At 44.1% G+C, this 25188-nt stretch carries 20 protein-coding genes; 8 read left to right on the top strand and 12 right to left on the bottom strand.

Annotation, left to right across the window (positions count from 1 at the left end; genetic code table 11):
- Positions 1 to 20: 20 nt before the first annotated feature.
- Entirely contained in the window at positions 21 to 992 is a 972-nt protein-coding gene (locus B3Q46_RS15140; RefSeq protein WP_004784727.1) for a LysR substrate-binding domain-containing protein, read from the bottom strand.
- Between the two features lie 261 nt (positions 993 to 1253).
- Between B3Q46_RS15140 and B3Q46_RS15145 the strand changes: the two genes are divergently transcribed.
- The 3 genes from B3Q46_RS15145 to epmA all read left to right on the top strand — a co-directional run bounded on the left by B3Q46_RS15145 (position 1254) and on the right by epmA (position 4733).
- Positions 1254 to 2477 carry an acyl-CoA dehydrogenase gene (locus B3Q46_RS15145; RefSeq protein ID WP_004784725.1) on the top strand — a complete coding sequence of 408 codons (1224 nt, stop codon included), beginning with the start codon at positions 1254 to 1256 and terminating at the stop codon, positions 2475 to 2477.
- 211 nt (positions 2478 to 2688) lie between these two features.
- Positions 2689 to 3756 (top strand): 4-phosphoerythronate dehydrogenase, encoded by a 1068-nt coding sequence (locus tag B3Q46_RS15150; RefSeq protein ID WP_004784723.1) that lies wholly within the window; start codon positions 2689 to 2691, stop codon positions 3754 to 3756.
- Positions 3753 to 4733, top strand: coding sequence for an EF-P lysine aminoacylase EpmA (epmA, locus tag B3Q46_RS15155; RefSeq protein ID WP_004784720.1), 981 nt, complete (start codon positions 3753 to 3755; stop codon positions 4731 to 4733). The genes B3Q46_RS15150 and epmA overlap by 4 nt, the downstream gene beginning before the upstream one ends.
- Positions 4734 to 4750: 17 nt before the next feature.
- On the opposite strand, the gene B3Q46_RS15160 is transcribed toward epmA, so the two are convergent.
- The 10 genes from B3Q46_RS15160 to radA all read right to left on the bottom strand — a co-directional run bounded on the left by B3Q46_RS15160 (position 4751) and on the right by radA (position 18907).
- Positions 4751 to 5209, bottom strand: a complete 459-nt coding sequence (locus B3Q46_RS15160; RefSeq protein ID WP_004784718.1) for a GNAT family N-acetyltransferase — start codon at positions 5207 to 5209, stop codon at positions 4751 to 4753.
- A 161-nt stretch (positions 5210 to 5370) separates the two neighbouring features.
- On the bottom strand, positions 5371 to 6603 hold the full coding sequence (locus tag B3Q46_RS15165; RefSeq protein WP_004784716.1) for a multifunctional CCA addition/repair protein: 1233 nt from the start codon (positions 6601 to 6603) through the stop codon (positions 5371 to 5373).
- Between the two features lie 83 nt (positions 6604 to 6686).
- Positions 6687 to 8966, bottom strand: a complete 2280-nt coding sequence (locus tag B3Q46_RS15170) for an NADP-dependent malic enzyme (RefSeq protein WP_286716568.1) — start codon at positions 8964 to 8966, stop codon at positions 6687 to 6689.
- A gap of 141 nt (positions 8967 to 9107) precedes the next feature.
- A complete protein-coding gene (locus B3Q46_RS15175) occupies positions 9108 to 11984 on the bottom strand; it encodes a putative bifunctional diguanylate cyclase/phosphodiesterase (RefSeq protein ID WP_104425879.1) in 2877 nt (958 codons plus the stop codon).
- 177 nt (positions 11985 to 12161) lie between these two features.
- Positions 12162 to 12872, bottom strand: coding sequence for a 16S rRNA (uracil(1498)-N(3))-methyltransferase (locus B3Q46_RS15180; RefSeq protein ID WP_004784710.1), 711 nt, complete (start codon positions 12870 to 12872; stop codon positions 12162 to 12164).
- 31 nt (positions 12873 to 12903) lie between these two features.
- Positions 12904 to 13740, bottom strand: a complete 837-nt coding sequence (gene metF / locus B3Q46_RS15185) for a methylenetetrahydrofolate reductase [NAD(P)H] (protein ID WP_004784708.1) — start codon at positions 13738 to 13740, stop codon at positions 12904 to 12906.
- Positions 13741 to 13933: 193 nt separating this feature from the next.
- On the bottom strand, positions 13934 to 15316 hold the full coding sequence (gene ahcY / locus B3Q46_RS15190; protein ID WP_004784706.1) for an adenosylhomocysteinase: 1383 nt from the start codon (positions 15314 to 15316) through the stop codon (positions 13934 to 13936).
- Between the two features lie 306 nt (positions 15317 to 15622).
- A complete protein-coding gene (locus B3Q46_RS15195; protein WP_004784704.1) occupies positions 15623 to 16147 on the bottom strand; it encodes a tetratricopeptide repeat protein in 525 nt (174 codons plus the stop codon).
- A gap of 249 nt (positions 16148 to 16396) precedes the next feature.
- The gene (locus tag B3Q46_RS15200) at positions 16397 to 17401 is read right to left on the bottom strand and encodes a Tim44 domain-containing protein (protein WP_104425880.1); all 1005 of its coding nucleotides are present in this window, start codon (positions 17399 to 17401) and stop codon (positions 16397 to 16399) included.
- 117 nt (positions 17402 to 17518) lie between these two features.
- Positions 17519 to 18907: a DNA repair protein RadA gene (gene radA / locus B3Q46_RS15205; RefSeq protein WP_004784697.1), complete on the bottom strand. Its 1389-nt coding sequence runs from the start codon at positions 18905 to 18907 to the stop codon at positions 17519 to 17521.
- Between the two features lie 188 nt (positions 18908 to 19095).
- Here radA and B3Q46_RS15210 point away from each other — a divergent pair, with 188 nt between their 5' ends.
- The gene (locus B3Q46_RS15210; RefSeq protein ID WP_004784695.1) at positions 19096 to 19527 is read left to right on the top strand and encodes a hypothetical protein; all 432 of its coding nucleotides are present in this window, start codon (positions 19096 to 19098) and stop codon (positions 19525 to 19527) included.
- A 72-nt stretch (positions 19528 to 19599) separates the two neighbouring features.
- Here the strand turns inward: B3Q46_RS15210 and B3Q46_RS15215 are convergent, their stop codons facing one another.
- Positions 19600 to 20946 (bottom strand): alanine/glycine:cation symporter family protein, encoded by a 1347-nt coding sequence (locus B3Q46_RS15215; protein WP_004784691.1) that lies wholly within the window; start codon positions 20944 to 20946, stop codon positions 19600 to 19602.
- A gap of 321 nt (positions 20947 to 21267) precedes the next feature.
- On the opposite strand from B3Q46_RS15215, the gene B3Q46_RS15220 reads away from it, so the two are divergent.
- From B3Q46_RS15220 to dapF, 4 genes are all read left to right on the top strand, one after another.
- Positions 21268 to 22671, top strand: coding sequence for an amino acid permease (locus B3Q46_RS15220; protein WP_004784690.1), 1404 nt, complete (start codon positions 21268 to 21270; stop codon positions 22669 to 22671).
- 131 nt (positions 22672 to 22802) lie between these two features.
- Complete coding sequence (lptM, locus tag B3Q46_RS15225) at positions 22803 to 23036, top strand: LPS translocon maturation chaperone LptM (RefSeq protein ID WP_004784687.1); 234 nt, start codon at positions 22803 to 22805, stop codon at positions 23034 to 23036.
- A gap of 24 nt (positions 23037 to 23060) precedes the next feature.
- On the top strand, positions 23061 to 24305 hold the full coding sequence (lysA, locus tag B3Q46_RS15230) for a diaminopimelate decarboxylase (RefSeq protein WP_004784686.1): 1245 nt from the start codon (positions 23061 to 23063) through the stop codon (positions 24303 to 24305).
- Between the two features lie 12 nt (positions 24306 to 24317).
- The gene (gene dapF, locus B3Q46_RS15235; RefSeq protein WP_004784684.1) at positions 24318 to 25163 is read left to right on the top strand and encodes a diaminopimelate epimerase; all 846 of its coding nucleotides are present in this window, start codon (positions 24318 to 24320) and stop codon (positions 25161 to 25163) included.
- Positions 25164 to 25188 lie beyond the last annotated feature (25 nt).

Consider the following 25188-nt stretch of genomic DNA (forward strand, 5'->3'; position numbering starts at 1 on the left):
CGATCATTGATCGGGGTTTTTTATTGTCTATTCATGGGGGATAGCTCAGACTCAGATGGAAGGCTGCCTTGAATTTCCTGTTGTATCCAGTCAACAAATTTTTCAATCAGCGGTGAGCTTTCCTGACTGGAATGAACCAGATAATAGCCTCGTTTCCTTTCTAAGGTCTTGCTGGACACCAGTACCAATTCCTGTCGCTTTAATTCTTTTTCAATCAGCATTTGTGGGATCAAGGCCATTCCTATGCCATGACTAGCCACTACAGCGAGCATGGAAAAAAGTTCATGTCGTTGCCCCTGAAAAGGATTCGGATGCTGGATCTGATGCAGCTTGAACCAGTCTTCCCAGATGTTCGGCCGGGTAGTTTGCTGTAATAAAGGGAGTTGAACCAGTTGTTCAGCACTTAAGTCATAGCTGTAGTCATTAATCTTCTGTGCATCGGGAAAATACTGTTGAATCAGATCAGGCGCACAGACAGCAACTACATCTTCATGCATTAGAAAATGGCTATGCGTACCAGGCCATTGTTCAACCTGTTGAGGAGTTCCTGCATAAATGGCAGCATCGAAAATCTGTTCCTGAAACAGAAAAGGGCGGGTGCTGGTTTCTAGATGTACCGTAATTTCAGGATACAGTCGATTAAAGCTCTGGAGTTTAGGTAATAGCCAGCGAGTCGCAAACGTAGGCACTACGCCCAGTTTTAAAGTACCGCCGCGGCCTTGATGCGTAATGACGTCTAGTGTTGACTGTTCCAGTCCTTTGAGATGCGGAGTGATACTCTTTAAATATTGTTGTCCAGCATGATTGAGTTCTACACCATGCCGCGTACGAGTAAATAAAGCTGTACCTAAATACTCTTCCAGTTGCTGGATCTGACGTGAAACTGCACTTTGGGTTAAAAACAGTTCCTGCGCAGCATAGGTATAACTGGCATGACGTGCAGCAGATTCGAAACAGATCAGCGCTTGCAGGGAGGGTATTTTTCTACGCACCTGTTCATCCTTGAACTTAAAATGGTCAGATATCAATAAATGGTATATCACTCTTATACTACTATACGACTTTGGTATAAAAAACAGGCAAATTGGCTAAACAAATAATTTCTAGAAATAGCAACTTATATAAGGTATGCGTAAATTGCATAGCTGCATGCAAATTTATTGTTTGAACAAGTCATGATTCATGCCTAGAGTCAATCTGAAGGATAAAACAACATCATCTAATAGATAGATGAAGGATTGGCAGGGAATACTATGAATCAAATGGTCGATACGAAAAAAACCAGCAAAGTCTATTTTAACTGGCAGGATCCATTCTTACTGGAGCAGCAACTGACCGAAGAAGAACGCATGATCCGTGACAGCGCACATGCATACTGTCAGGGCAAGCTAATGCCACGTGTATTAGAACAGTTCCGTCATGAAAAAACCGATCCCACCATTTTCCGTGAAATGGGTGAGCTAGGTCTGCTGGGTCCAACCATCCCAGAACAATACGGTGGTGCAGGTTTAAACTATGTCAGCTATGGTCTGATTGCACGTGAAGTAGAACGTGTGGATTCCGGTTACCGTTCAATGGCCAGTGTGCAAAGTTCTCTTGTGATGGTGCCAATCAATGAATTTGGTTCTGAAGAACAGAAACAGAAATATTTGCCAAAACTGGCGACCGGTGAATATATCGGCTGTTTCGGTCTGACTGAACCAGATCATGGTTCAGATCCGGGCAGCATGATTACCCGTGCGAAAAAGGTGGATGGTGGTTACCGTCTGACGGGCGCCAAAATGTGGATTACCAACAGTCCGATTGCTGATGTCTTTGTGGTTTGGGCAAAAGAAGTGTCTCCTGAAGGCAATGTCGGTGATATTCGCGGCTTTATTTTAGAAAAAGGCTGGGAAGGGCTTTCTGCACCAGCGATTCACGGTAAAGTTGGCTTATGTGCTTCGATCACCGGTGAAATCGTGATGGACAATGTTTTCGTTCCAGAAGAAAACGCATTCCCCGAAATTCGTGGTCTAAAAGGTCCATTTACCTGTCTGAACAGTGCGCGTTATGGTATTGCCTGGGGTGCGATGGGTGCAGCTGAATTTTGCTGGCACACGGCTCATCAGTACACCATGGACCGTAAACAGTTTGGTCGTCCATTGGCTGCCAATCAGTTAATTCAGAAAAAACTGGCAGACATGCAAACTGAAATTGCGCTGGGTCTGCAAGTGGCATTACGTTTTGGTCGCATGAAAGATGAAGGTATTGCTTCAGTCGAGGGTACTTCACTGATCAAACGTAATAACTGTGGTAAAGCTTTAGACATTGCCCGTTTAGCGCGTGACATGATGGGCGGTAACGGGATCTCTGATGAATTCGGTGTAGCTCGTCATCTGGTAAACCTGGAAGTGGTCAATACTTATGAAGGTACCCATGATGTACACGCCTTGATTCTAGGTCGTGCGCAAACGGGTATTGCTGCATTCTCCCATTAAAAGAGGAAACTTTTTAGTGCAGGGTATGGCTTTCAATAGCCTAACCCTGCGTCATTTTCTTACTCCAATTACACTCCTTTGCCGAAGTGATGTTTGACTTTGGCATTTTTTATATCTCTATGTTTGCAAGAATTCATCTAAAGCTTGAGTGAAAATAGTCACATCCTGGTTGACGCGGTATGATAGACAGATTCAGTCATTGGAACAGATTATGAAAATTGTCGCAGATGAAAATCTGGCATTTACCGATTATTTCTTTGCAGAATTTGGCGATATTCAGCATCGTGCAGGAAGAACTCTCACTGCGGAAGATGTAAAAGATGCCGAGGCTTTATTGGTTCGTTCCGTGACCAAAGTCAATGCAGCACTCGTACAGGACAGTCAGATTAAATTTGTTGGCAGTGCCACTATTGGTACAGATCATCTGGACATTGCTGCACTAGAACAACAGAACATTCGCTGGAGCAATGCACCCGGTTGTAATGCACAGGCGGTGGCTGAATATGTGATTACGGCTTTATTGCATTTACAACTCCAATTGATCAATGCAAATAAAGAATTCACCTTGGGTATTGTGGGTCTAGGAAATGTCGGTTCACGTTTGGCAACAATGGCCAAATTGCTGGGTTGGAATGTGATTGCCTACGATCCCTTTGTGCAGCGTGATCAGGTTCATCAGGTTGAATTTGAAGAATTGCTAAAAGCAGCAGATGCCATTTCCATTCATGTGCCTTTAACCAAAACAGGTCAGCATCCGACTTATCATTTAATTAATGCTAATGCTCTTGGACAAATGAAGCCAGAAGCCATTTTAATTAATTCAGCGCGTGGGCCAGTTGTTGAAGAAGCGGCATTAATTGCTGATATTCAGACAACTCAACGTCAGGTTGTACTTGATGTCTTTGAGCATGAACCGGAAATTTCTGAACAGCTGCTGAATCTGATTACCTTGGTGACGCCGCATATTGCAGGTTATAGTCTGGAAGGTAAGGCACGCGGTACTCAAATGATTTACGAGGCATTTTGCCAGACTTTTGGTTTTGAGATTAATAAGCAGTTTGAAAGCCAATTGCCTGTCTGTGAACAGTTTTTCCAGAATCAGGATTTAAAACTGGCGCTACAACAGCATTTAACCCAGATCTATGATATCGCCCGTGATGATGCCAATCTGCGTGCATGTTTAAAAGATGGTAAAGTCGATCAGAAAGCATTTGATTATTTACGTAAAACGTATCCACTACGACGTGAATGGGCCGCTCATGGAGGGCCAAAGGCATGAGGCAAACAGTATCTTATCAACCGACCTGCGACTTAAAAGCCATTAAAGCACGTGCCAACATGTATGCCCAGCTTCGTCAGTTTTTTGCTGAACGTGACGTGCTGGAAGTGGAAACCCCGATTTTATCTCAAGCTGGTGTGACCGATGTGCATCTGGCTTCGATTCAGGCCCAGCGTCATGTCATGGGTAAGCTCAGCACACATTATCTACAGACGTCGCCTGAATTTGCCATGAAACGTTTATTGGCCAGTGGTAGTGGACCAATTTACCAGATCTGTAAAGTGTTTCGGGATGATGAACACGGCCGCAAGCATAACAGTGAATTCAGTATGCTGGAATGGTATCGACCGGGCTTTAGTCTGAAAGATCTGATGTTTGAAGTGACAGATCTGTTAAATGTGACGCTTAAGGCCCGTTTTGGGGAAATCCGTCCCACTGTCCTTAGCTATAAACATGCCTTTATGGATCGCTTGGATCTCAATCCTTTACAGGCCACTTTGCAGCAACTCAAAGATTGTTGTCGCCGGGTAGGTCTCAATCTGGACTTGGGTGATGACCGTTTAGGATATATCGACCTTTTATTCTCACATATGGTCGAGCCAAGCCTGGGGTTCGATACGGCTGTATTTCTGACAGATTTTCCACCGGAACTGGCATCATTGGCTAAAACCAGAATCGATGAAGATGGGGAGCTGGTTGCAGCCCGTTTTGAGCTGTATATCGAAGGGCTGGAACTGGCCAATGCTTATGATGAGCTGATTGATGCTGAAGTTTTACGTTCCCGCTTTGAAGCAGATAATGCAGAACGGGCAGCGCTTGGCTTGCATGTCATGCCGATTGATGAGTATTTGCTGGCGGCATTGCCACAAATGCCGGAATGTTCAGGTATTGCCCTAGGTCTTGATCGCTTGCTGATGATTGCAACCAATCAGATGAAATTGGAAAAAGTGATTACTTTCCCTGCTGAAATTTCATAAATTAAATCCACGATTGATCAGCTGGTCATGACTGGCTGATCCAGATGCTTACGAAATCCAATACTATAACTGTCAAAGCCCAGTCCTTGATAAAAGGCATGCGCAGGATGGCGTTCTTCGCGTTTTCCGCTGTTGAGCTGAATCATCTTGAAGCCTTGCTCTTTTGCAATCTGTTCAATAGCAGCCATCAGTTGCTTGCCAATACCTTTTCCACGATGGGCCTGATCAATTACAAAAGCCTGAATCCTTAAATATCCACCGTCAAATTCCCAAGTGTATTCCTGAATAAAATCGGCATAGCCGATCACATGTGAATTCTGTTCTATAACCAGTGTCTGATAATGACTGTCTTGATGGAGATGCTCCCAACGCTGTTTGATATTTTCCAGCGTAGAGGGATAGCCAAGCTGAATCGTGAGTTGATGAACATCATGCAGGTCTCTTTCAAGATCCAGTTGACGGATGAGATAAGTCATTGGACATGGTCTTAGCTAAAAATAATATCAATCATAATCAATATTTACTTTGCTTAAGTGTTGAAATTACACGATAGCTTCAAAGAATTATTGCTATTTATATAGAAAATCGAGATGAGTAAGATTTAAGATATTAAAAGGCTCCCGAAGGAGCCTGATGTTTAAAGTATGGCACTATGCTGTTCTTTCAGTTCTGCCAGAGCGGCAATCCGTCGTTCAATTAGCATCTCACCAATATCCGGACCTTGAATTTCTGGTGGCAAATCTTGAGCTTTAATACTGCGAACCACCTGCATGGCATCCAGCACATATTGAGCCTGAGGATAAGCACGATTTTCCAACCCTAAGCGGCCGCGAGAGTCACATTCACAGGCCTGTACAAAAGCTTCAACACGTTCAGGACGACGCAATACATCTAGACGCTGTAATAAACGCCATAAAGTGCCAGGTTTTAAGTTAAAAGCCTGATGGCATTTTAAGTGTTCCTTACAAACTGCCAATGCCAGTTGTTTGGTATGAGTCGGAACTCTTAAACGTTCACACAGCTCATTTACCGGTTTAATCCCACGTTCTTCATGCATGATATGGCGTGGCAATTCTTCCACAGGGGTTAATGCCTTACCCAGGTCATGAACCAGAACCGCAAAACGCACATCCAGACTATAATTTTGGCGACAGGCTTGCTGTAAAGACATCATGGTATGAATACCACAGTCAATTTCCGGATGATATTCAGGACGTTGCGGAATGCCATATAAGGCATCCAGTTCCGGGAACAGTACTTTTAAAGCACCACAACTACGTAATACTTCAAAATACACATCTGCATCTTGTTCCATTAGTGCGCGTGTGGTTTCTTTCCAGACCCGCTCAGGTGTCAATGCATTAAGCTCGCCCGATTCCGCCAGCTGCTTCATCAGCACCAACGTTTCTTCTGCAATGCTAAAACCCTGATGTTGATAACGCGCAGCAAAGCGGGCAATCCTTAAAACACGTAAAGGATCTTCGACAAAAGCTTCTGATACATGACGCAGTACACGATCAGCCAGATCTTTTTGACCGCCATAAGGATCATAAATCTTGCCTGAATCATCCATGGCCATGGCATTGATGGTCAAGTCACGGCGGATCAGATCCTCTTCCAAGGTAACATTAATATCGGTATAAAATTCGAAACCATGATAACCATAGCCAGACTTGCGTTCGGTACGTGCCAGAGCATATTCGTCTTTGGTTTCAGGGTGAAGAAAAACAGGAAAGTCCTTGCCAACAGGTTGAAAACCTTCAGCAAGCAATTGTTCCGGCGTCGCGCCGACAACCACATAATCTTTTTCGTGATAGGGGTGTCCAAGTAAATGATCCCGAACTGCACCGCCTACTAAATAAACTTGCATGAAAAAACCTCTATTCTTACAAGCATCATGCTACAGAATAGAGGTTTTCTCAAGTCAAGAAGTTACGCTAATGCGTACATTCCTTAGAGCGCGTTTTTTTCTGCTTCCTGAATTTCAGCGACAGTTAACGCAGTCATATTCACTACGCGACGAGTCGTTGCAGTTGGTGTCAAGATATGAACAGGTTTCGCAGCACCAAGCAGGATAGGACCAATGGTCACGTTGTTACCTGAAGTTGCTTTTAACAGGTTAAACGAAATATTGGCTGCATCCAGATTTGGCATGATCAGTAAGTTTGCAGAACCTTTGAAGCGAGAGTTCGGGAATGCAAACTGACGGATATTTTCGTCTAATGCTGCATCACCATGTATTTCACCTTCAACTTCAAGCTCAGGTGCAGTTTCAGAAAGGATTTCATATACACGGCGCATTTTTTGTGCGCTGGCATCGTGCTGGTCTGAACCGAAGCTAGAGTGAGAAAGTAGGGCAACACGTGGTGTAATACCGAAACGACGTACTTCTTCAGCAGCCAGAATCGTCATCTCAGCAAGCTGTTCAGCCGTTGGATTACGGTTGATGTAGGTATCTGCGATGAACAGGTTACGCTCTTCAAGCATTAATGCGTTTAAGGTGAAGAAGGTATTATGGCCATCCTGTTTGCCGATGACATTGCTGACAAAGTCCAGATGGATGTCGTAGCTTGAGTACGTACCACATAACATACCGTCCGCCATGCCATGACGTACCAGCATCGCAGCGATCAGGGTAGAACGGCGACGCGCTTCACGGTGTGCATATTCAGGCGTTACACCTTTACGTTGCATCAGGTTATAATAGTCGTCTGCAAATTTTTCGTAATCCGGGTTCTTTTCCTGATCCACGATGGTGATGTTGACACCATCTTCAAGACGTAAGCCCAATTTCTTGATATTCGCTTCGATGACTGCTGGACGGCCCACCAGAATCGGTTTTGCCAAGCCTTCATCCACTGCAATTTGTGCAGCACGAAGTACGCGCAGGTCTTCACCTTCTGCATAAGCGATACGTTTAGGATCTGTTTTAGCTTGTGCAAAGATTGGTTTCATCATGAAGGCTGAGTTGTAAACAAACTCAGACAGACGTTGACGATATGCCGAAAAATCTTGAATCGGACGAGTCGCTACGCCAGAATCCATTGCAGCTTGTGCAACTGCAGGCGCAATTTCCAGAATCAGACGTTGATCCAGTGGACCAGGAATCAAGTAATCACGGCCGAAAGAAGCTGATTTTTCACCATAAGATGCAGCATCTGCTTCTACGTGTGCCATACGTGCAATCGCGTGTACGCAGGCAATTTTCATCTCTTCATTAATGGTGGTTGCACCAACGTCTAATGCACCACGGAAGATATAAGGGAAGCACAGTGCATTGTTTACCTGGTTTGGATAGTCAGAACGGCCAGTTGCCATGATCACGTCATCACGAACTTCGTGTGCATGTTCAGGCAGAATTTCTGGATCTGGGTTCGCCAAGGCAAAGATAATTGGATCTTTGGCCATCAATTTCACCATTTCTTTGGTGAGAATACCGGCTGCTGAAAGACCCAGGAACATGTCTGCACCTGCAATCACGTCACCGATCTGAGAGGCGTCAATATCTTGTACATATGCTCTTTTAGATTCGTCCAGACCTTCACGTTTAGTTGTTAATAAACCACGTGAGTCAGCAACGATGATATTTTCTTTTTTCGCGCCAAGGGCACAAAGCAAGTTCAAGCAAGACAGGGCAGCAGCGCCGGCACCTGAAGCAATGATCTTGATTTCATCAATTTTTTTGCCGTTTAATTGCAAAGCATTAAGAAGAGCAGAACCTACAATGATTGAAGTACCATGCTGGTCATCGTGGAACACAGGAATTTTCATGCGTTCACGAAGTTTCTGTTCAATATAGAAACATTCTGGAGCCTTGATATCTTCCAGGTTGATCCCGCCAAAAGTGGGTTCTAGAGAAGCGACAATATCAACAATCTTGTCGGGATCATTTTCAGCAATTTCGATATCGAATACATCAACACCCGCAAATTTTTTGAACAGTACGCCTTTACCTTCCATGACTGGTTTAGACGCCAGTGGGCCAATATTACCCAAACCAAGAACTGCTGTACCGTTACTGACCACTGCAACCAGGTTACCGCGTGCGGTATACAGTGCAGCTGTTGAAGGATCACGTTCAATCTCAAGACATGGTGCGGCAACGCCAGGCGAGTAAGCAAGGGCTAAGTCACGTTGGTTGACCAATTGTTTGCTTGGTGTAACGCTGATTTTTCCTGGAGTAGGGAATTCGTGATAGTAAAGAGCCTGCTGCTTTAAAGATTGTTCGTCCATCTGTATCTCTATCGTTGTAAAGATTACCCAGAAAGCGGGTAAAAAATTGCATTTATGGCTCTGAATATAACATTTGTTAAGCACTTAGCCCAGTCAAAGTCGACTATTTTTGCGACAATCTTATTCGAGGTAGATATAGACTTAGACTTGATATATATAAGTTTCAGCGATGCGATTCTGTTCTAAATATGCAGTTGCTTCCAGTTCAGGCAATGGCTTGGAGAAGAAGTAGCCTTGGGCAATATCACAATCTAAATCACGTAGATATTGCAGCTGTTCTTCAGTTTCAATACCTTCAGCGACGACAGTCATACCCATGGCTTTACCCATCGCGACCATGGCACTGACAATCGCTTCCTGTTTATGTTCACCAATTTTAGAGACAAAACTGCGGTCAATTTTGAGAATGTCAATAGGAAAATCGGCAAGATAGGATAAAGAAGAATAACCGGTTCCGAAGTCATCCAGCGAGATATTAATCTGGCGCTGTTTGATCTGGTTCAGCAGATTTTTGACAGATTCAGAGTTTTCAATCAGTGAAGATTCAGTAATTTCCAGTTCCAGACTGGTGCCAGAAATCTGGTTTTCGGTAATGGCCTGATCCAGATCATCGAGTAACTGACCACGACGCAGTTGCTGTGCCACGATATTCACAGAGACACAGATATTATGAAAGCCAAGGTCATTCCATTCACGAATCTGTCTAGCAGTTTGCTGAATCACCAGACGGCCGATCTCGGAAATCAGGCTGGTCTGTTCGGCTAAAGGAATAAACAGGTCAGGTGGGATAATACCTTTCTCTGGATGTTTCCAGCGCACTAAAGCTTCAAAGCCATAAATGTGCTGGTCATTGAAATTAATTTTTGGTTGATAGTAGACTACTAGTTCACCATTCTGGATGGCTTTACGCAGATCGCGTTCAATGAAAATTCCCTGTTCCAGTAAGGCCGTATTTTCATTGGAGTAGAAATGGATTGTATTACCACCGAGATTTTTGGCTTCACTCAGCGCCTGTTCAGCACAGTTATTCAAATAATCTAACTGACGGCCATGATCCGGATAGAAAGCCACGCCCATCGATAGGGTAATCACATAATCTTGTCCAAAAATATGGAAAGGAGCCTGGAAGGCTTCAGCAACTCGTTGACAGTGTTCTTGTACAGACGGGCGAATATGCGAGATTTCATACAAAATTGCAAAGTCATCGCCATTTAGGTGGGCCACAAACAGGGCTTCAGCATTGGTCAGACGTAAGCGTTGTGCCACCTGACGCAACAGCTCATCACCGCCATTATTAGACAGGTATTCATTCAATGGACGGAAACGGTCGATATTGAGTCGAATCACAGCCATTTTCTTGATGGAATCTTTTTGCGTCATCAGATACTGATGCAGCTGGTAGTTATAGTAAAAACGGTTTGGCAAATCAGTCAGCGTGTCATAATTTTCCAGATAAGACAGGCGCTGTTCCTGTAATTTACGCTCAGTCAGATCAGAAACAATGCCGATATAGTGGGTGATACGACCTTCATCATCAGTAATCGCATTGATATGCAACCAGAGTGGCATTTCTTTGCTGGACAGGAATTTTTCACTCAGTTCGCCATCAAAGGATCCGATTTTCACGACTTGCTTGATGATGTTGGAATGAATAGTGCGCTGCTGTGACTTATGACTTGCAGTGATATCAAACAGATATTTACCCAAGATGTCATTACGTTCAAAACCGGACAAATTCTCGAAATAAGGATTCACTTCGATATAACGTAATTCATCATTTAAAATGAAGATTCCTTCAGCCGCCTGCTCGATCACACTGGCTGCCAGTTTCAAGCGTTCTTGAGAGCTACGTTCCTGCTGAATATCACGCAAAATTCCGACCATGCGTAAAGGGCGGTGAGTTTCAGGATCGCGACTGATCACCCGGCCTACATCATGTACCCAGCTCCAGACTCCCGGTGCTTGCTGAATCCGGTAAGTTACTTCATAGCGCTCAGTTTTCCCACGCAAATGCTGTTTCATATTGCTTTTGAACGCAGCCAGATCATCAGGATGAATCATATGCTGTAACTGTAAATGATGTTCGCTGGATTTCCGTTGTACTTTCTCATCTTTATGATTGGTCAGCAAAATACTGCGGTCTTTGATATTCCAGTCCCATGGACGGATACCGGCGATTTCATGAGTCAGTTCAAGGTTTTGCTGCTGGTTTTTCAGATCAATATTAATCTGTTCAATATCATAGGTACGTTCACGAACTTTCTGTTCCAGTAGCTGGTTGCTGAGTTGTAGCTCCAGTTTAATATCTTTGGATTTATTGACTTCAGTTTGTAGCTGTTTGCATAGCTCATCAGTCCAGGCGACCTGCTGTTCGGCATTACTCACCAGCAATTCATTTTCTGCATAAAGGCGGGAAGTACGGGTATGAATACGATAGGTACTATTGGCACAGAGCAGGATCACAATGACTGCAAAATTTAGTGCCAGGCCAAAGACCGGATTGGCACCCGAGATATGAAAAAACTGAAAGAGTAAAAAGGGTACCAATGAAGGTAAAAATACCAGTGAAAAGTAACTGAGCTTCTGGGTTAAATAAGTCAGACCAAAAGCTTGAGTCACGATTAATAGCAAAGCCGAAAGGGTGAGTGCTTCTATTTCATCAAAATTGATATTGGCCTGTGGTAGGTAATAATAAATCAGAGAAATACCGGAAGCGATACAGCAACCTACCGCAAGGCTTTGAATCTGTAACCAGTAATGTGCATTTTTCAGTTGATATTGTTCAGGCTTAAAATACAGAGTATTGATGAGCCAGCACATACTAACGGTAATTTCAGTCAGGATAAACCAGAGATTAAAGTAACTATTCGATGAGCTATATTGAATGTGATAAACACAGAAAATATAGAGGCAAATAATCATGATACTTAACAGAAAATATCGGCTATGTCGAAGCGTGTTCGCAATCTGAGCACGATGCAAGTGCTCTTTGATATAAGCCTCTTGATTATCAATCATATAATTAAGTGCCTTGTATTCGTCCTGAACGGTTTTTATCCTAGATTTTAATTTTTATTCAAGCCTGAATGATTCTTAAATCAATCAATATGTGTTTCATTATTATTGACTCAAGAGTAGAGTGCTTATAAATAAAAATCAATAAAATTAATAACCAAATTTTACAATTTTGATCGCTTAAATAGTGTAATTCAAAATTGAGAGAGCAACGACAGGAGCAGTTTCGGTACGCAGGACACGCTCACCAATACACCAATTGACAAAGCCTTGAGCATTCGCCGCTAGGATTTCTACTTCACTCAAGCCGCCTTCAGGGCCAATTAGCAAAGCAATATCTGGTGTGGCATTCGCCAGAACATCAATTTCTTCTTTGTTTGGTGCTAGGACTAGTTTGGTAGTAGGAAGATCGGTTTCCAGCCATTTTTCAAGTGACATTGGCGCTAAAATTTTAGGAACAATATTCAGACCACACTGTTCACAGGCGGCAATGGCTACACCTTGCCAGTGATCCAGTTTCTTTTGATCACGATCGTATTTCAGTCGCATCTCACAGCGTTCAGAGGTTAAAAGCTGAATTTCAGATACACCCAGTTCGACCGCTTTCTGGATCGCATAATCCATGCGGTCACCTTTACTCATGACCTGACCAAGCAAGGCTTGAAATTTTGGTGTGCGATCAGTAGGGTTATAGCTATTGACCTGTACAGCAGCCGACTTTTTGGAAACTTCAACCAGTTCAACTTCATATTCACCACCTTGTCCATTAAACAGGGTGGCTTTTTCGCTGACTTGAGCACGTAAAACTTTAACCCAATGATGAAACACTGTTTCAGTCAGTTCTACAGTGGTATCTACTGCTAAATCAGCTTCAATAAAAAAACGCGGCATTAAAGTTTTACTCTCAAATCAGGTATTTTACTTATGCAAGACCGAGGTCTTTAACAAGTTGACGGGTTGGATCAGTGGTATTCATGGTATAGAAGTGCAAGCTTGGTGCACCGCCAGCAATTAGGCGTTCGCAGAATTTCACCACGACTTCATGACCAAAGGCTTTAATGCTTGCAGTGTCATCCCCATAAGTTGCCAGTTGCTTGCGAATCCAGCGTGGAATTTCTGCGCCTGTACCATCTGCGAAGCGAATCAGGTTACTGGCATTGGTAATCGGCATAATACCCGGCGCAACAGGAATATCGATTCCAGCTTTCTGGATACGGTCTACAAAGTAGAAGTATGCATCTGGATTAAAGAAGAACTGGGTCAATGCAGCATTAGCGCCAGCATTTACTTTATCCACAAAGTGCTGAATGTCTTTATCAAAGCTGTCTGCTTGTGGATGCATTTCAGGATAAGCCGCAACTTCAATATGAAAATGGTCACCAGAATGTTCACGGATAAAGCGAACCAGATCCTGTGCATAAGGCAATTCACCTAGGCCCACCTGACCAGATGGCAAGTCACCACGCAGCGCGACAATACGATCAATCCCTTGAGATTTATACAAATCAAGCAATTCAGCAATACGCGCTTTATCATCGCCGATACAAGACAGGTGAGGGGCAACAGGTGTGCCTTTACCGTTAAAATCATTGATCGTAGATAAAGTGCGTTCGCGTGTTGAACCACCCGCGCCATACGTCACAGAAAAGAATTCTGGATTCAGCAGTTGTAGTTCTTGATGTACGGTTTTAAGTTTTTCTGCACCCGCATCAGTTTTGGTCGGGAAAAACTCAAAAGAAATTGGAATCTGTTTAGACATGTTCAAATCCTTTTTATAAATACCTTTTACTTATCACCCTCTCCCTGACCTCTCCCAAAGGGAGAGGAGAATTCATTACTGAATTATGCAGGGTTTAAGCCCATATTTTTTTCACTTGAAGTCATTAAAACTTCATTGAAAATAATTTGGATGGTTACCCTCTCCCTAAGGGAGAGGGATGGGGTGAGGGGTATTAATATTTATAAGCATCAGACTTGAATGGACCTTCAACAGGTACGCCTAGGTAGTCTGCTTGTTCTGGAGTCAATTGAGTCAGAACACCACCAAAACCGGCAACCATTGCAGCAGCAACTTCTTCGTCTAATTTCTTAGGAAGTAGTTCTACACGAATCGCTGCTTGTTTTTGGTCTTCTGGAAGATCCGCAAATTTTTCAGCGAACAGGTGCATTTGACCTAGAACCTGGTTTGCAAAAGAACCGTCCATCACACGTGATGGGTGACCAGTTGCGTTACCCAGGTTCACCAGACGACCTTCAGAAAGCAGGATCAGGTAATCATTTTCATTATCTGAACGATACACTTGGTGTACTTGAGGTTTCACTTCAACCCATTTGTAACCACGTAGGTAGTTGGTATCGATTTCAGTATCGAAGTGACCAATGTTACAAACCACTGCGCCAGCTTTCAGTGTATCTAACATTGCAGCGTCACATACATGGTAGTTACCAGTTGTAGTCACGATCAGGTCGGTATTTTGAAGAAGATCAATATTTACATCTTCTTTTTTGCCTGTTTGAACGCCGTTTTTGTACGGAGAAACCACTTCGTAACCGTCCATGCATGCTTGCATCGCACAGATTGGATCGATTTCAGAAACACGTACGATCATGCCTTCTTGACGAAGAGACTGAGCAGAACCTTTACCTACGTCACCATAGCCGATCACTAATGCACGACGGCCAGAAAGCAGCATGTCAGTTGCACGTTTGATCGCATCATTTAGAGAGTGACGGCAACCGTATTTATTGTCGTTTTTAGACTTGGTTACTGAATCGTTGACGTTGATCGCAGGAACTTTCAGAGAGCCGTCTTTCCACATTTCCAGAAGACGTGCTACACCTGTAGTGGTTTCTTCAGTAATCCCGTGAATTTTTGCAAGAACTTCTGGGTATTTTTCATGAACAAGTGCAGTTAAGTCACCGCCATCATCCAGAATCATGTTGGCATCCCAAGGTGTGCCGTTTACATTGATTTGTTGTTCAAGACACCACATGTATTCTTCTTCAGTTTCGCCTTTCCAAGCAAATACTGGAACACCAGACGCAGCAATCGCAGCAGCAGCGTGGTCTTGAGTTGAGAAGATGTTACAAGATGTCCAACGAACTTCAGCGCCCAGTTCTACCAAAGTTTCGATAAGAACAGCTGTTTGGATTGTCATGTGGATACAACCCAAAATTTTCGCGCCAGCAAGTGGTTTAGCAGCAGAGTAACGCTTACGCAGACCCATTAGGGCTGGCATTTCAGCTTCTGCAAGTTTGATTTCTTTACGGCCGTAGTCAGCCAGGGAAATATCGGCAACTTTATAATCTGTAAATGAAGCATTAACCGCGTTCATCACGATCTCCTTATAAAAAACAATAATTGATCATTCAGTTCGCGGATGCCGTTGTTGGTCTGTCTAGAAAAAGTTGGACCGATCGTCGAGCCTGGCGCTTTTACATTTCGTACCTGTAAAACGTCGCAGCATCCCTCGACTAGCGGGGTATTGTACTTGGAAATTAATTTGGTTCCAATCCGAAATTGTTTAATATCTGACTAATAAGAAAATTTTGAAAATATTTTGAAAAATAATCTAGTATTTAAAAACTGAAATAAAGTTTTATTCTCGTAAAAAAAGCCCATCATCCGATGGGCTTTTTCTTTATTCTATTTCCTGCTCAGCTTTGTCTGCTTTTTGTGTCCAGTAATCTGCCTGTATGTCATCAACGACCACACCAAGACCATTGGCATAAATAAAGGCAAGATCACGCATGGCTTGAACTTCGCCCCATTCAGCTGCTTGCTTTACAAGAGCAATGGATTTTTCGACATCTTTTTCGACCACATCACCACGTCGGTAAAAGCCAGCCAGTTCTAAAGTTGCCGCTGGGTGTTTCTCGAAATTGGCTTTGCTCAACCAGTAATAGGCTAACTCAAAGTGAGCTTTGGAATCGTCAGGGTCTTCCTCAGCGATCTCTTTGGCATAAACCGTATAACCCTCACCGAGCCAGTACATGGCTTCAACCCAGCCACCATTGGCTGCTTTCAATGCCCACTCTTCGGCCAGCATGATGTCATCATCATGCTCGCTTTGCATATAGAGTTCGGCAAGCTCAAATTGGGCTTCGGCATTGCCTGCCAGTGCGCGGTTTGCCAGCGTGGCAGGGGGAGAAACACGCTCAGTCATGTCAGTATCTCAAATATCTTTGTATCTAGATTAAAAGGTTCAAAATAAAAAAGCCAATCCGAAAATTGACTTTTTTATAAAATACGACTGATAGCGATTAAAATACACAAACTAAGCTATTTGTTTAGAGGAATAACAATAAAACAAATAGAAAGAGAACAAGAATAAATTTAAATAGTTTTCAATGTTTCAGAAAGCAAAACAGCGGCCCGAAAGCCGCTGTTGATATACGATTTATGAGATAAAAACTTAGTCTTGCTGGATTCCTGCAACCATCCAATCTTGCTGAGAACCGGCAGGTTTGACAAAGTGCCAGATTTCAGCAAACGGTTGAGGTTGGCTATTCAGGTCTTCACTTACAGTGCCAGTGAAGCGTACGCTTACTACATATTGACCATTCTCATTCGATGAATCTACCACCATTGCATTCAGGTTAGAGAACTCAGCTACGTCCTGATCCTGATTTGCCATAATGTCGTTATACATCGACTGGTAAAGATCAGGGGTCAAGTAACGTTTAATTTCTGAAATGTTGCTCGCCGTATTCATTGACTGAATGTGGTTGAAACGTTGACGTGCCACACGTAAGAAAGTCGCAGGTTCTGTACCATCTGGAAGCTGGTTGCCGCTATTGGTATAGGCTGCACCAAATGGCGCGTTATTTACCGGAGCTGAACCAAACGGAGCATTTGTGCTTGGCGTGCTACCACCCACGTTCTGGCCAAAAATATTGGTATTGTCACCACCGCGAGGAGGTGTCTGACCAAATGGTGCTGAATGACCAGCACCACTATTTGGAGCGTATGGATTAGAAGCTACTTTTTTTTTTGCGCCCATCTTACGGAAAATGAAGAAGGCAACAGCGGCAGCAAGTAAAATCCAGATCCAGCCAGGAATACCACCTTTTTCCTCTTGTTGCTGTTGAGCTGCTTGAGCTTCAGAAGCCGCTTGTACTTCTTTGTCATCAGCCAGCGCATTGGCAGCAACTGCACCCACGGCAGCACCGGCTACACCGGCAGCAACCATACTACCTACGCCTGGGCCAGATCTTTGCTGAGTTGCAGCACCAGCGGCTGGAGCCTGTTGTGCTGGCGCAGCTTGACGAGGTTGTTGATAAGATTGAGTAGGCGCAGCAGAACGTTGCATACCATGGCTTTTACCGCCACCGGCACGCTTTGCTTCAGCAGTTAAAGGAGCAACCAGTAATGCTGCTGTTAAAAGACCTGCAATCAAACCACGCTGTCGAACTTCCATTCAATTTTCCTATGTGAAAAAAACTTATTTGAATACTCTATTTATATAGGCTTTATAGGGGATTTCAATCAAAAATGTGTATTTTTTTAGGCTTTTCGCAAGATTTATCGATTAAAACTAATTGAGTTCGTCACTTAGGCTCATAGCTTCACTCAGGGCTTCATGCAATCGGGCTACAGCAATGACCTGCACGCCGGGAATCGGTTTTTGCGGTGCATTGGCACGCGGCAAAATAATATATTTAAAACCGTGTTTGACGGCTTCTTTCAGACGTTCCTGACCATTCGGTACCGGACGAATTTCGCCAGATAGGCCAACTTCACCAAAAACAGCCAGTTGCTGAGGCAAGGCTTTGGTCCGGATACTGGATGCACAGGCTAAAAGTACAGCCAAGTCAGAACCGGTTTCAGTAATCTTTAAACCACCGACGATATTGACATAGACATCCTGACCAGAAGTTTGTACGCCACCATGACGGTGCATTACGGCAAGCAGCATATTCAGACGGTTTTGTTCTAGACCCAAGGCTACACGGCGTGGCTGGCCATGGGCATCATCGACCAACGCCTGAACTTCAACCAGGAGTGGGCGAGTCCCTTCGCGGCTAATCATGACGATGGAACCTGGAATCGCTTCATCATAACGACTGAGGAATATGGCAGATGGATTGGCCACTTCACGCAGACCTTTATCGGTCATGCCAAAGACGCCAAGTTCATTGACTGCACCGAAACGGTTTTTGACTGCGCGGATCATGCGATAACGAGAATCCGACTGGCCTTCAAAATACAGCACACAGTCCACCATATGTTCCAGTACACGTGGACCTGCTAAGGCACCTTCTTTAGTTACATGACCGACAATAAACAGGGCAGTGCCGCTATTTTTGGCGAAACGGGTCAATAGGGCGGCAGACTCACGGATCTGTGAGACTCCACCTGGCGCAGACTGCAAGGTTTCGGTATATAAAGTCTGAATCGAGTCCAGAATCGCAACAGCAGGACGTTCCTGTGCAAGCACCTCGCAAATGCGTTCCACACAGGTTTCTGCCATGACTTTCAGCTGGTCGGTTGGCAAGTCCAGACGCTGGGCGCGTAATGCCACCTGAGACAGGGATTCTTCACCTGTGACATACAGGGCTGAGCTATTACCCGCTGCCATGTGAGTTGCGGTTTGCAATAAGATAGTTGACTTACCAATCCCCGGGTCACCACCAATCAGCACCACAGAACCTGTGACCAGACCACCGCCTAAGACTCGGTCAAACTCACCAATCCCTGTTTGCAACCGGGTTTCATGTGAAACGGAGACTTTATTTAAAGTGGTAATCGCAGCTGCCTGACCGGCATATCCGCCAATTTTTGGCTGAGCACGATGTGTCGTTGCTGGCACAATACTGACTTCTACCAGACTGTTCCATTCCCCACATTCAGAACACTGACCCGCCCATTTGGGATGGTCTGCTCCACATTGTTCACAACGATACACACTTTTTGCTTTAGCCATAATTTCCGAAAATAAATATTGGGAATAGGGGCTACAGCATAGCGGTGAATGAGACTGAAAACCAAGACCTTTGGCTGAAAAAGTCAGTGATTTACGTCAGCATATGACGCTTATGAATTCACCATCCTACATGAAAGTGAAATACCTCCTATAATGAGAAAATTCATCACGGGTACAGGAAGCCTGACATGCCACAACTTTTAAAACATATCGATGCAATCGCACGTGAAAAAGACCGTGATGTATTATTTGTACATTTTGAAAATTACGAACATGAAAATGCAGATGCTGAGTCCTATCATTTGCGGCAGAACCTAGTGGAATGGCTGAAGCAACGCCAAATTAACTTTGCACCCTGTATGGGTATAGAACAGCCTGGTGTGATTGAAAGTTATTCAGGTGATCTTTATATCGATGTGCCATTTGATGAAGCTAATCCAATTTACCAAATGGTCAGTGAGCATCTGGAAGATGCCGAAGGGGAAATGAGGATTCCGGGAGTGCTGTTCTTTGTATTATCTCTAGAAACTGCGCTGGAAATTGAAGCCGATCGTGAAGAGTTCTTAAATCTAAATCAAGCTCATGATGATGACGATGGATTTTCTGGCCGTTTGAACTGATATTTTTAGCAAACTTAACTAATAAAAAAGCCACGATGAACGTGGCTTTTTTATTAAGGGTTTTAAATTTTATTAATACAGTTCACCTGATTTACGGCGAGCAATAAAATCTTTGGATTCTTTCACGATCACCCCAGACAGCAGTAACAGGCCGATCAAGTTTGGAATTGCCATCAAACCGTTGAAGGTATCTGCAAACAGCCACACCAGATCCAGTGTCGCGACACAGCCAATAAATACTGACAGGATATAGATGATGCGATAAGGGAATACAAATTTCTCACCGAGCAGATAAGTTGCACATTTTTCCCCGTAGTAGCTCCAGCCTAAAATGGTAGAATAGGCGAAGAAGATAATACCGAAGGTCACGATCCAGCCACCAACACCTGGCAGCAGTTTGTTAAATGTAGAAACGGTCAGAACAGCACCGGTTTGTCCACCAAAATCACTGCCGGCCATGATGAAGCCCATCACCAGGACAATACCCGTAATCGAACAGACAATAATCGTGTCAATAAAAGTTCCGGTCATAGACACTAGACCTTGGCGCGCAGGATGATCGGTTTTTGCAGCAGCAGCGGCAATCGGTGCCGAACCCATACCAGCTTCATTCGAGAAGACACCACGCGCGACACCATAACGAATTGCCGCACCAATTGCACCACCTACAGCAGCTTCACCAGTAAAGGCATAGGTGAAAATCATTTTCAGTGCAGGGCCCACTAAATCGAGATGGGTGAAAATAATGATCAGACCGCCCACTACATAGCCAATCGCCATAATTGGAACGATGAAAGAGGCAGCCCTAGAAATCCACTTAATCCCGCCCAGAATCACCAGTGCAGAAAACGCAGTAATCACGATACCTGTAACCCAGGTTTCCAGACCGAAACCATTTTCTACCGCAAGTGCAACGGTATTAGATTGAACAGAACTACCAATTCCAAAAGACGCTACAGCACCAAAGAATGCAAAGATTAGTGCCAGCCATTTCCATTTCAGGCCGCGCTCAATGTAATACATTGGACCGCCAGACATTTCACCGCGTTCATTTTTAACCCTGTATTTGACGGCCAGTACGCCTTCGCCATATTTGGTTGCCATTCCGAACAGGGCAGTCATCCACATCCAGAATACGGCCCCTGGGCCGCCCAGTACACAGGCAGTTGCCACACCGGCAATATTACCGGTACCGATGGTAGCTGACAGTGCGGTCATGAGTGAGCCAAACTGGGAAATATCACCTTCATGCGAAGGGTGTTTGCCAAAAACCTGTTTAAAGGCCAGTGGCAACATGCGGAACTGCCAGAACAGCAGGCGGAAGGTCAGGAATATACCGGTCCCGACAATGAGGACCAGCATATAAGGGCCCCAGACCCAGCCACTGACGGTTTCCATGATGCTTTGTAAATTTTGCATAAATTTCTTCTTATTTATCCGTGTCAGCTTTATTTGAGATGTTGATTGAAAAGCAATTGCTATGCCATGCGCGCTCATCCTAAACGCGAATATTGGCGGATTTGTATTCTATTTTTTACATAGTTTCAGCGCTTTGACAAGAAAAATCCTGTATTCATCGCGCCTTAAAACTAAGACTAAAGATAAATGAATATTGATATAAGAAAAATAAATTAACTTGCAAGATTAGTTGGAAAATACAAATGATGCGAATTTTCTTTTTGTATTCCGGGTTTTTTACGTTAATTTGTCGCGATTAAAACTCAAAGTTGAAATGAAATAATGTCAGAAAAATATAGTCACTCATCATCGGAAGATGGTGAGCTACAGCGTAGTTTATCCAACCGGCACCTGCAGTTAATTGCCATTGGGGGTGCGATTGGCACCGGCCTGTTTATGGGTTCAGGGAAAACCATTAGCTTGGCAGGACCATCTATTCTGGTGATTTATATGATCATCGGTTTTATGGTGTTTCTGGTCATGCGCGCTTTGGGTGAATTATTATTATCCAATCTGCAATATAAATCTTTTATCGATTTTGCCACCGATCTGATCGGGCCATGGGCAGGTTATTTTGTCGGCTGGACGTACTGGTTATGCTGGATCACGATTGGTATCGCGGATTTGTCAGCCATTATCTATTACTTGCAATTCTTTAATAACGGTCTGCCATTTACTCCGGGCGAAGGTGTGCTGATCAGTATTGCCTCTATTGTCTTCATCATGGGATTGAACCTGGCAACCGTGAAACTGTTTGGTGAAATGGAGTTCTGGTTTGCCCTGATCAAGATTATCGCCATTATTGTACTGATCGCTGTAGGTTTATGGATGATCTTTACTGGCTTCACAAATGATGCAGGTACGGTCGCTTCATTTGCCCATATCTGGGATCATGGCGGTTTATTTCCGACTGGGACTATGGGTTTCCTGGCTGGTTTCCAAATTGCGATTTTCGCCTTTGTAGGTGTAGAGCTGGTTGGTACTACGGCTGCTGAAACCAAAGATCCAGAGCGTAACCTGCCGAAAGCGGTGAACTCGATTCCGATCCGTATCATTATTTTCTATGTGCTTGCTCTGATCATTGTGATGTCAGTGACACCATGGGATCAGATCAATCCAAATGTTTCTCCGTTCGTGAATCTGTTCAGTCAGGCCGGTATTGCGGCGGCAGCAATCATCATGAACCTGGTGGTGCTGTCATCAGTAATGTCATCAATGAACAGTGGGGTGTTCTCGACCAGCCGTATGCTGTTTGGTTTGTCTCGGGAAGAACAGGCACCTAAAGCCTTTGGTCGTTTGAATTCGCGCGCCGTTCCAGCGAATGCATTGTATTTCTCTGCGATCTGTTTATTGCTCGGTGCAGCATTACAGTACTTCGTGCCGAATACGGTTGAAGCATTTACCTTAGCAACGACTCTATCGACCATTTTTTTTATCTGTGTATGGCTGATCATTATCTGGAGCTACATGATCTATTACCGTACTCGTCCAGAATTGCATGCTCAATCCATATTCAAGCTGCCTGGTGGATTGGTGACTTGCTGGATCGTGATTATTTTCTTTGTCGGCATGATTGGTGTGTTATCGCTGGAAGATGATACCCGTCGTGCCTTGATGGTCAGCCCGGTCTGGTTCATTTTACTGATTATTGGATATTTAGGCTTCTATAAACAGAAACATAAATAATCCATATCAATAAAAACGTCAGCGATCTGCTGGCGTTTTTTTATGTCTGAATATACTCTCTAGCGTTTAGCGCTTTGGTCATGCGGATGATCGCGTTATACTTCATCGAAAATACTCATATAGGTGGTCAGATGCGTCAGATCATTTGCTACATCAGTTTAATTACAGTCGGTTTTGCCTTGGTCGGTTGTGGGCAGTCGGGAGCTTTACATCTTCCCAATGATCCAAACTACGATAAACGTGCCAAGTATTTACTCTATAAAAATACTGAATCTGCACCGCAAGTATCAGATGAACAACAGGATGCGCCAGTCAAGCAGCAGTTTGAAGCGCTCGCTGAATCCGATTCAACACCATCTCCTTAAGACTTTCAGAGAAAGGATACATTCATGAGTTTCACCCGCATTAATGGGGTATTGCATGCTGAGCAATGTTCACTGCAACAGCTCGCAGAGCAATTTGGCACACCACTTTATGTTTATTCAAAAGCAACTTTTGAAAAGCATTATCTGGATATGGACCGTGCTTTTAGCTTTATCGATCATCAAATCTGTTTTGCGGTAAAGTCAAACTCTAATCTTGCGGTATTGAATGTATTAGCCAAGCAGGGTGCTGGTTTTGATATCGTGACTGGTGGTGAACTGGCTCGTGTATTGAAAGCCGGTGGTGAACCTTCAAAAATCGTATTCTCAGGTCTGGGTAAATCAGAAGCAGATATTAAAAAGGCATTGGAAGTAGGCATCGCCTGTTTTAATGTCGAGTCATATGCCGAACTGGACCGTATTCAGAAAGTAGCGGCTGAACTTAATGTTAAAGCGCCAATTTCACTACGTGTGAATCCGGATGTCGATGCCAAAACCCATCCATATATTTCAACAGGCTTAAAAGAAAACAAATTTGGTATTCCATCAGATAGCGTATTTGATACCTATGCTTATGCAGCATCATTGCCAAATCTTGAAGTGGTCGGGATTGACTGTCATATCGGTTCGCAGTTGACTGAAACTCAACCTTTTGTTGATGCGCTGGATCGTGTCATTGTTATGATCGACAAGCTGAAAGACATGGGCATCAACTTGAAACACATCGATATCGGTGGTGGTCTAGGTGTGACATATAAAGATGAAACACCGCCATCGGTTGAAGAATATGCCAATGCCATGCGTCCGGCTTTAGAAAAACTGGGCCTGAAAGTTTATATGGAGCCGGGTCGTAGTATCTCTGCCAATGCAGGTGTTTTACTGACCAAAGTGGATCTACTGAAACCAACCAATCACCGTAACTTTGCCATCATTGATGCCGCGATGAATGACCTGATTCGTCCAGCTTTATATGAAGCATGGATGGATATTCAATCCGTGACACCGCATACGGATATGGAAACAAAAGAATGGGATGTGGTGGGCGCAATCTGTGAAACTGGCGATTTTCTGGGTAAGGAACGTGAGCTTGCCATTAAAGAAAATGATGTGCTGGCAGTACTGGGTGCTGGTGCATATGGTTTCGTAATGAGTTCGAACTATAACAGCCGTGGCCGTGCTGCTGAAGTGATGGTGGATGGTGATCAGGCTCATCTGATTCGTGAGCGTGAAACGGTTGAATCACTTTGGGAACGTGAGCGTTTATTGCCTTAAGGAGACTGAGTAATGTTGCTTGAATTTACCAAGATGCATGGTCTGGGCAATGACTTTATGGTGGTAGACCTGATTAGCCAGCGTGCTTATCTGGATACTCTCACTATTCAGCGCTTGGCAAATCGTAACTTTGGTGTGGGTTTTGACCAGCTCTTGATTGTTGAACCGCCTGATATTCCAAGTGCAGATTTTAAATACCGTATTTTTAATGCGGATGGTTCTGAGGTTGAGCAGTGCGGCAATGGTGTACGCTGTTTTGCCCGTTTCGTGCATGAACGTCAATTGACCACTAAAACCAAAATCAAGGTACAGACCAAAGCTGGAATCGTGGAACCTGAACTCGGTGCCAATGGCTGGGTGCGAGTGAATATGGGTTATCCAAAATTCCTGCCTCAGGAAATTCCATTTGTGGCAGAAGAACCGGAAAATCTGTATGACATCGATCTGGCGGGTGGAGAGAAGCTGACGATTGATGTGGTCAATATGGGGAATCCACATGCAGTGACGATTGTTCCGGATGTATTGACTGCCGATGTGGCTAAGATTGGTCCACAGGTGGAATCCCATGTGCGTTTCCCGGCACGCGTTAATGCTGGATTTATGCAGATCATTGATGAAAAGCATGCTCGTTTACGTGTTTATGAGCGTGGTGTAGGCGAAACACTGGCTTGTGGTACAGGTGCCTGTGCTGCAGCAGTGTCTGGTATGCGCCGTGGTTTGTTATCTAGCAAGGTCGAAATTGAACTTGCGGGTGGTAAATTGCAGATTGAATGGAAAGAAGGTGATGTGGTCTGGATGACAGGTCCAACCGCCAATGTTTATGAAGGTCGACTGGACTTGCGCTACTTCCAGGGTTAATCTCAACATTTATTTCTCTAAAAAG

It is taken from the genome of Acinetobacter sp. UBA2581 (genome assembly GCF_002339435.1).
GTDB lineage: Bacteria > Pseudomonadota > Gammaproteobacteria > Pseudomonadales > Moraxellaceae > Acinetobacter > Acinetobacter variabilis.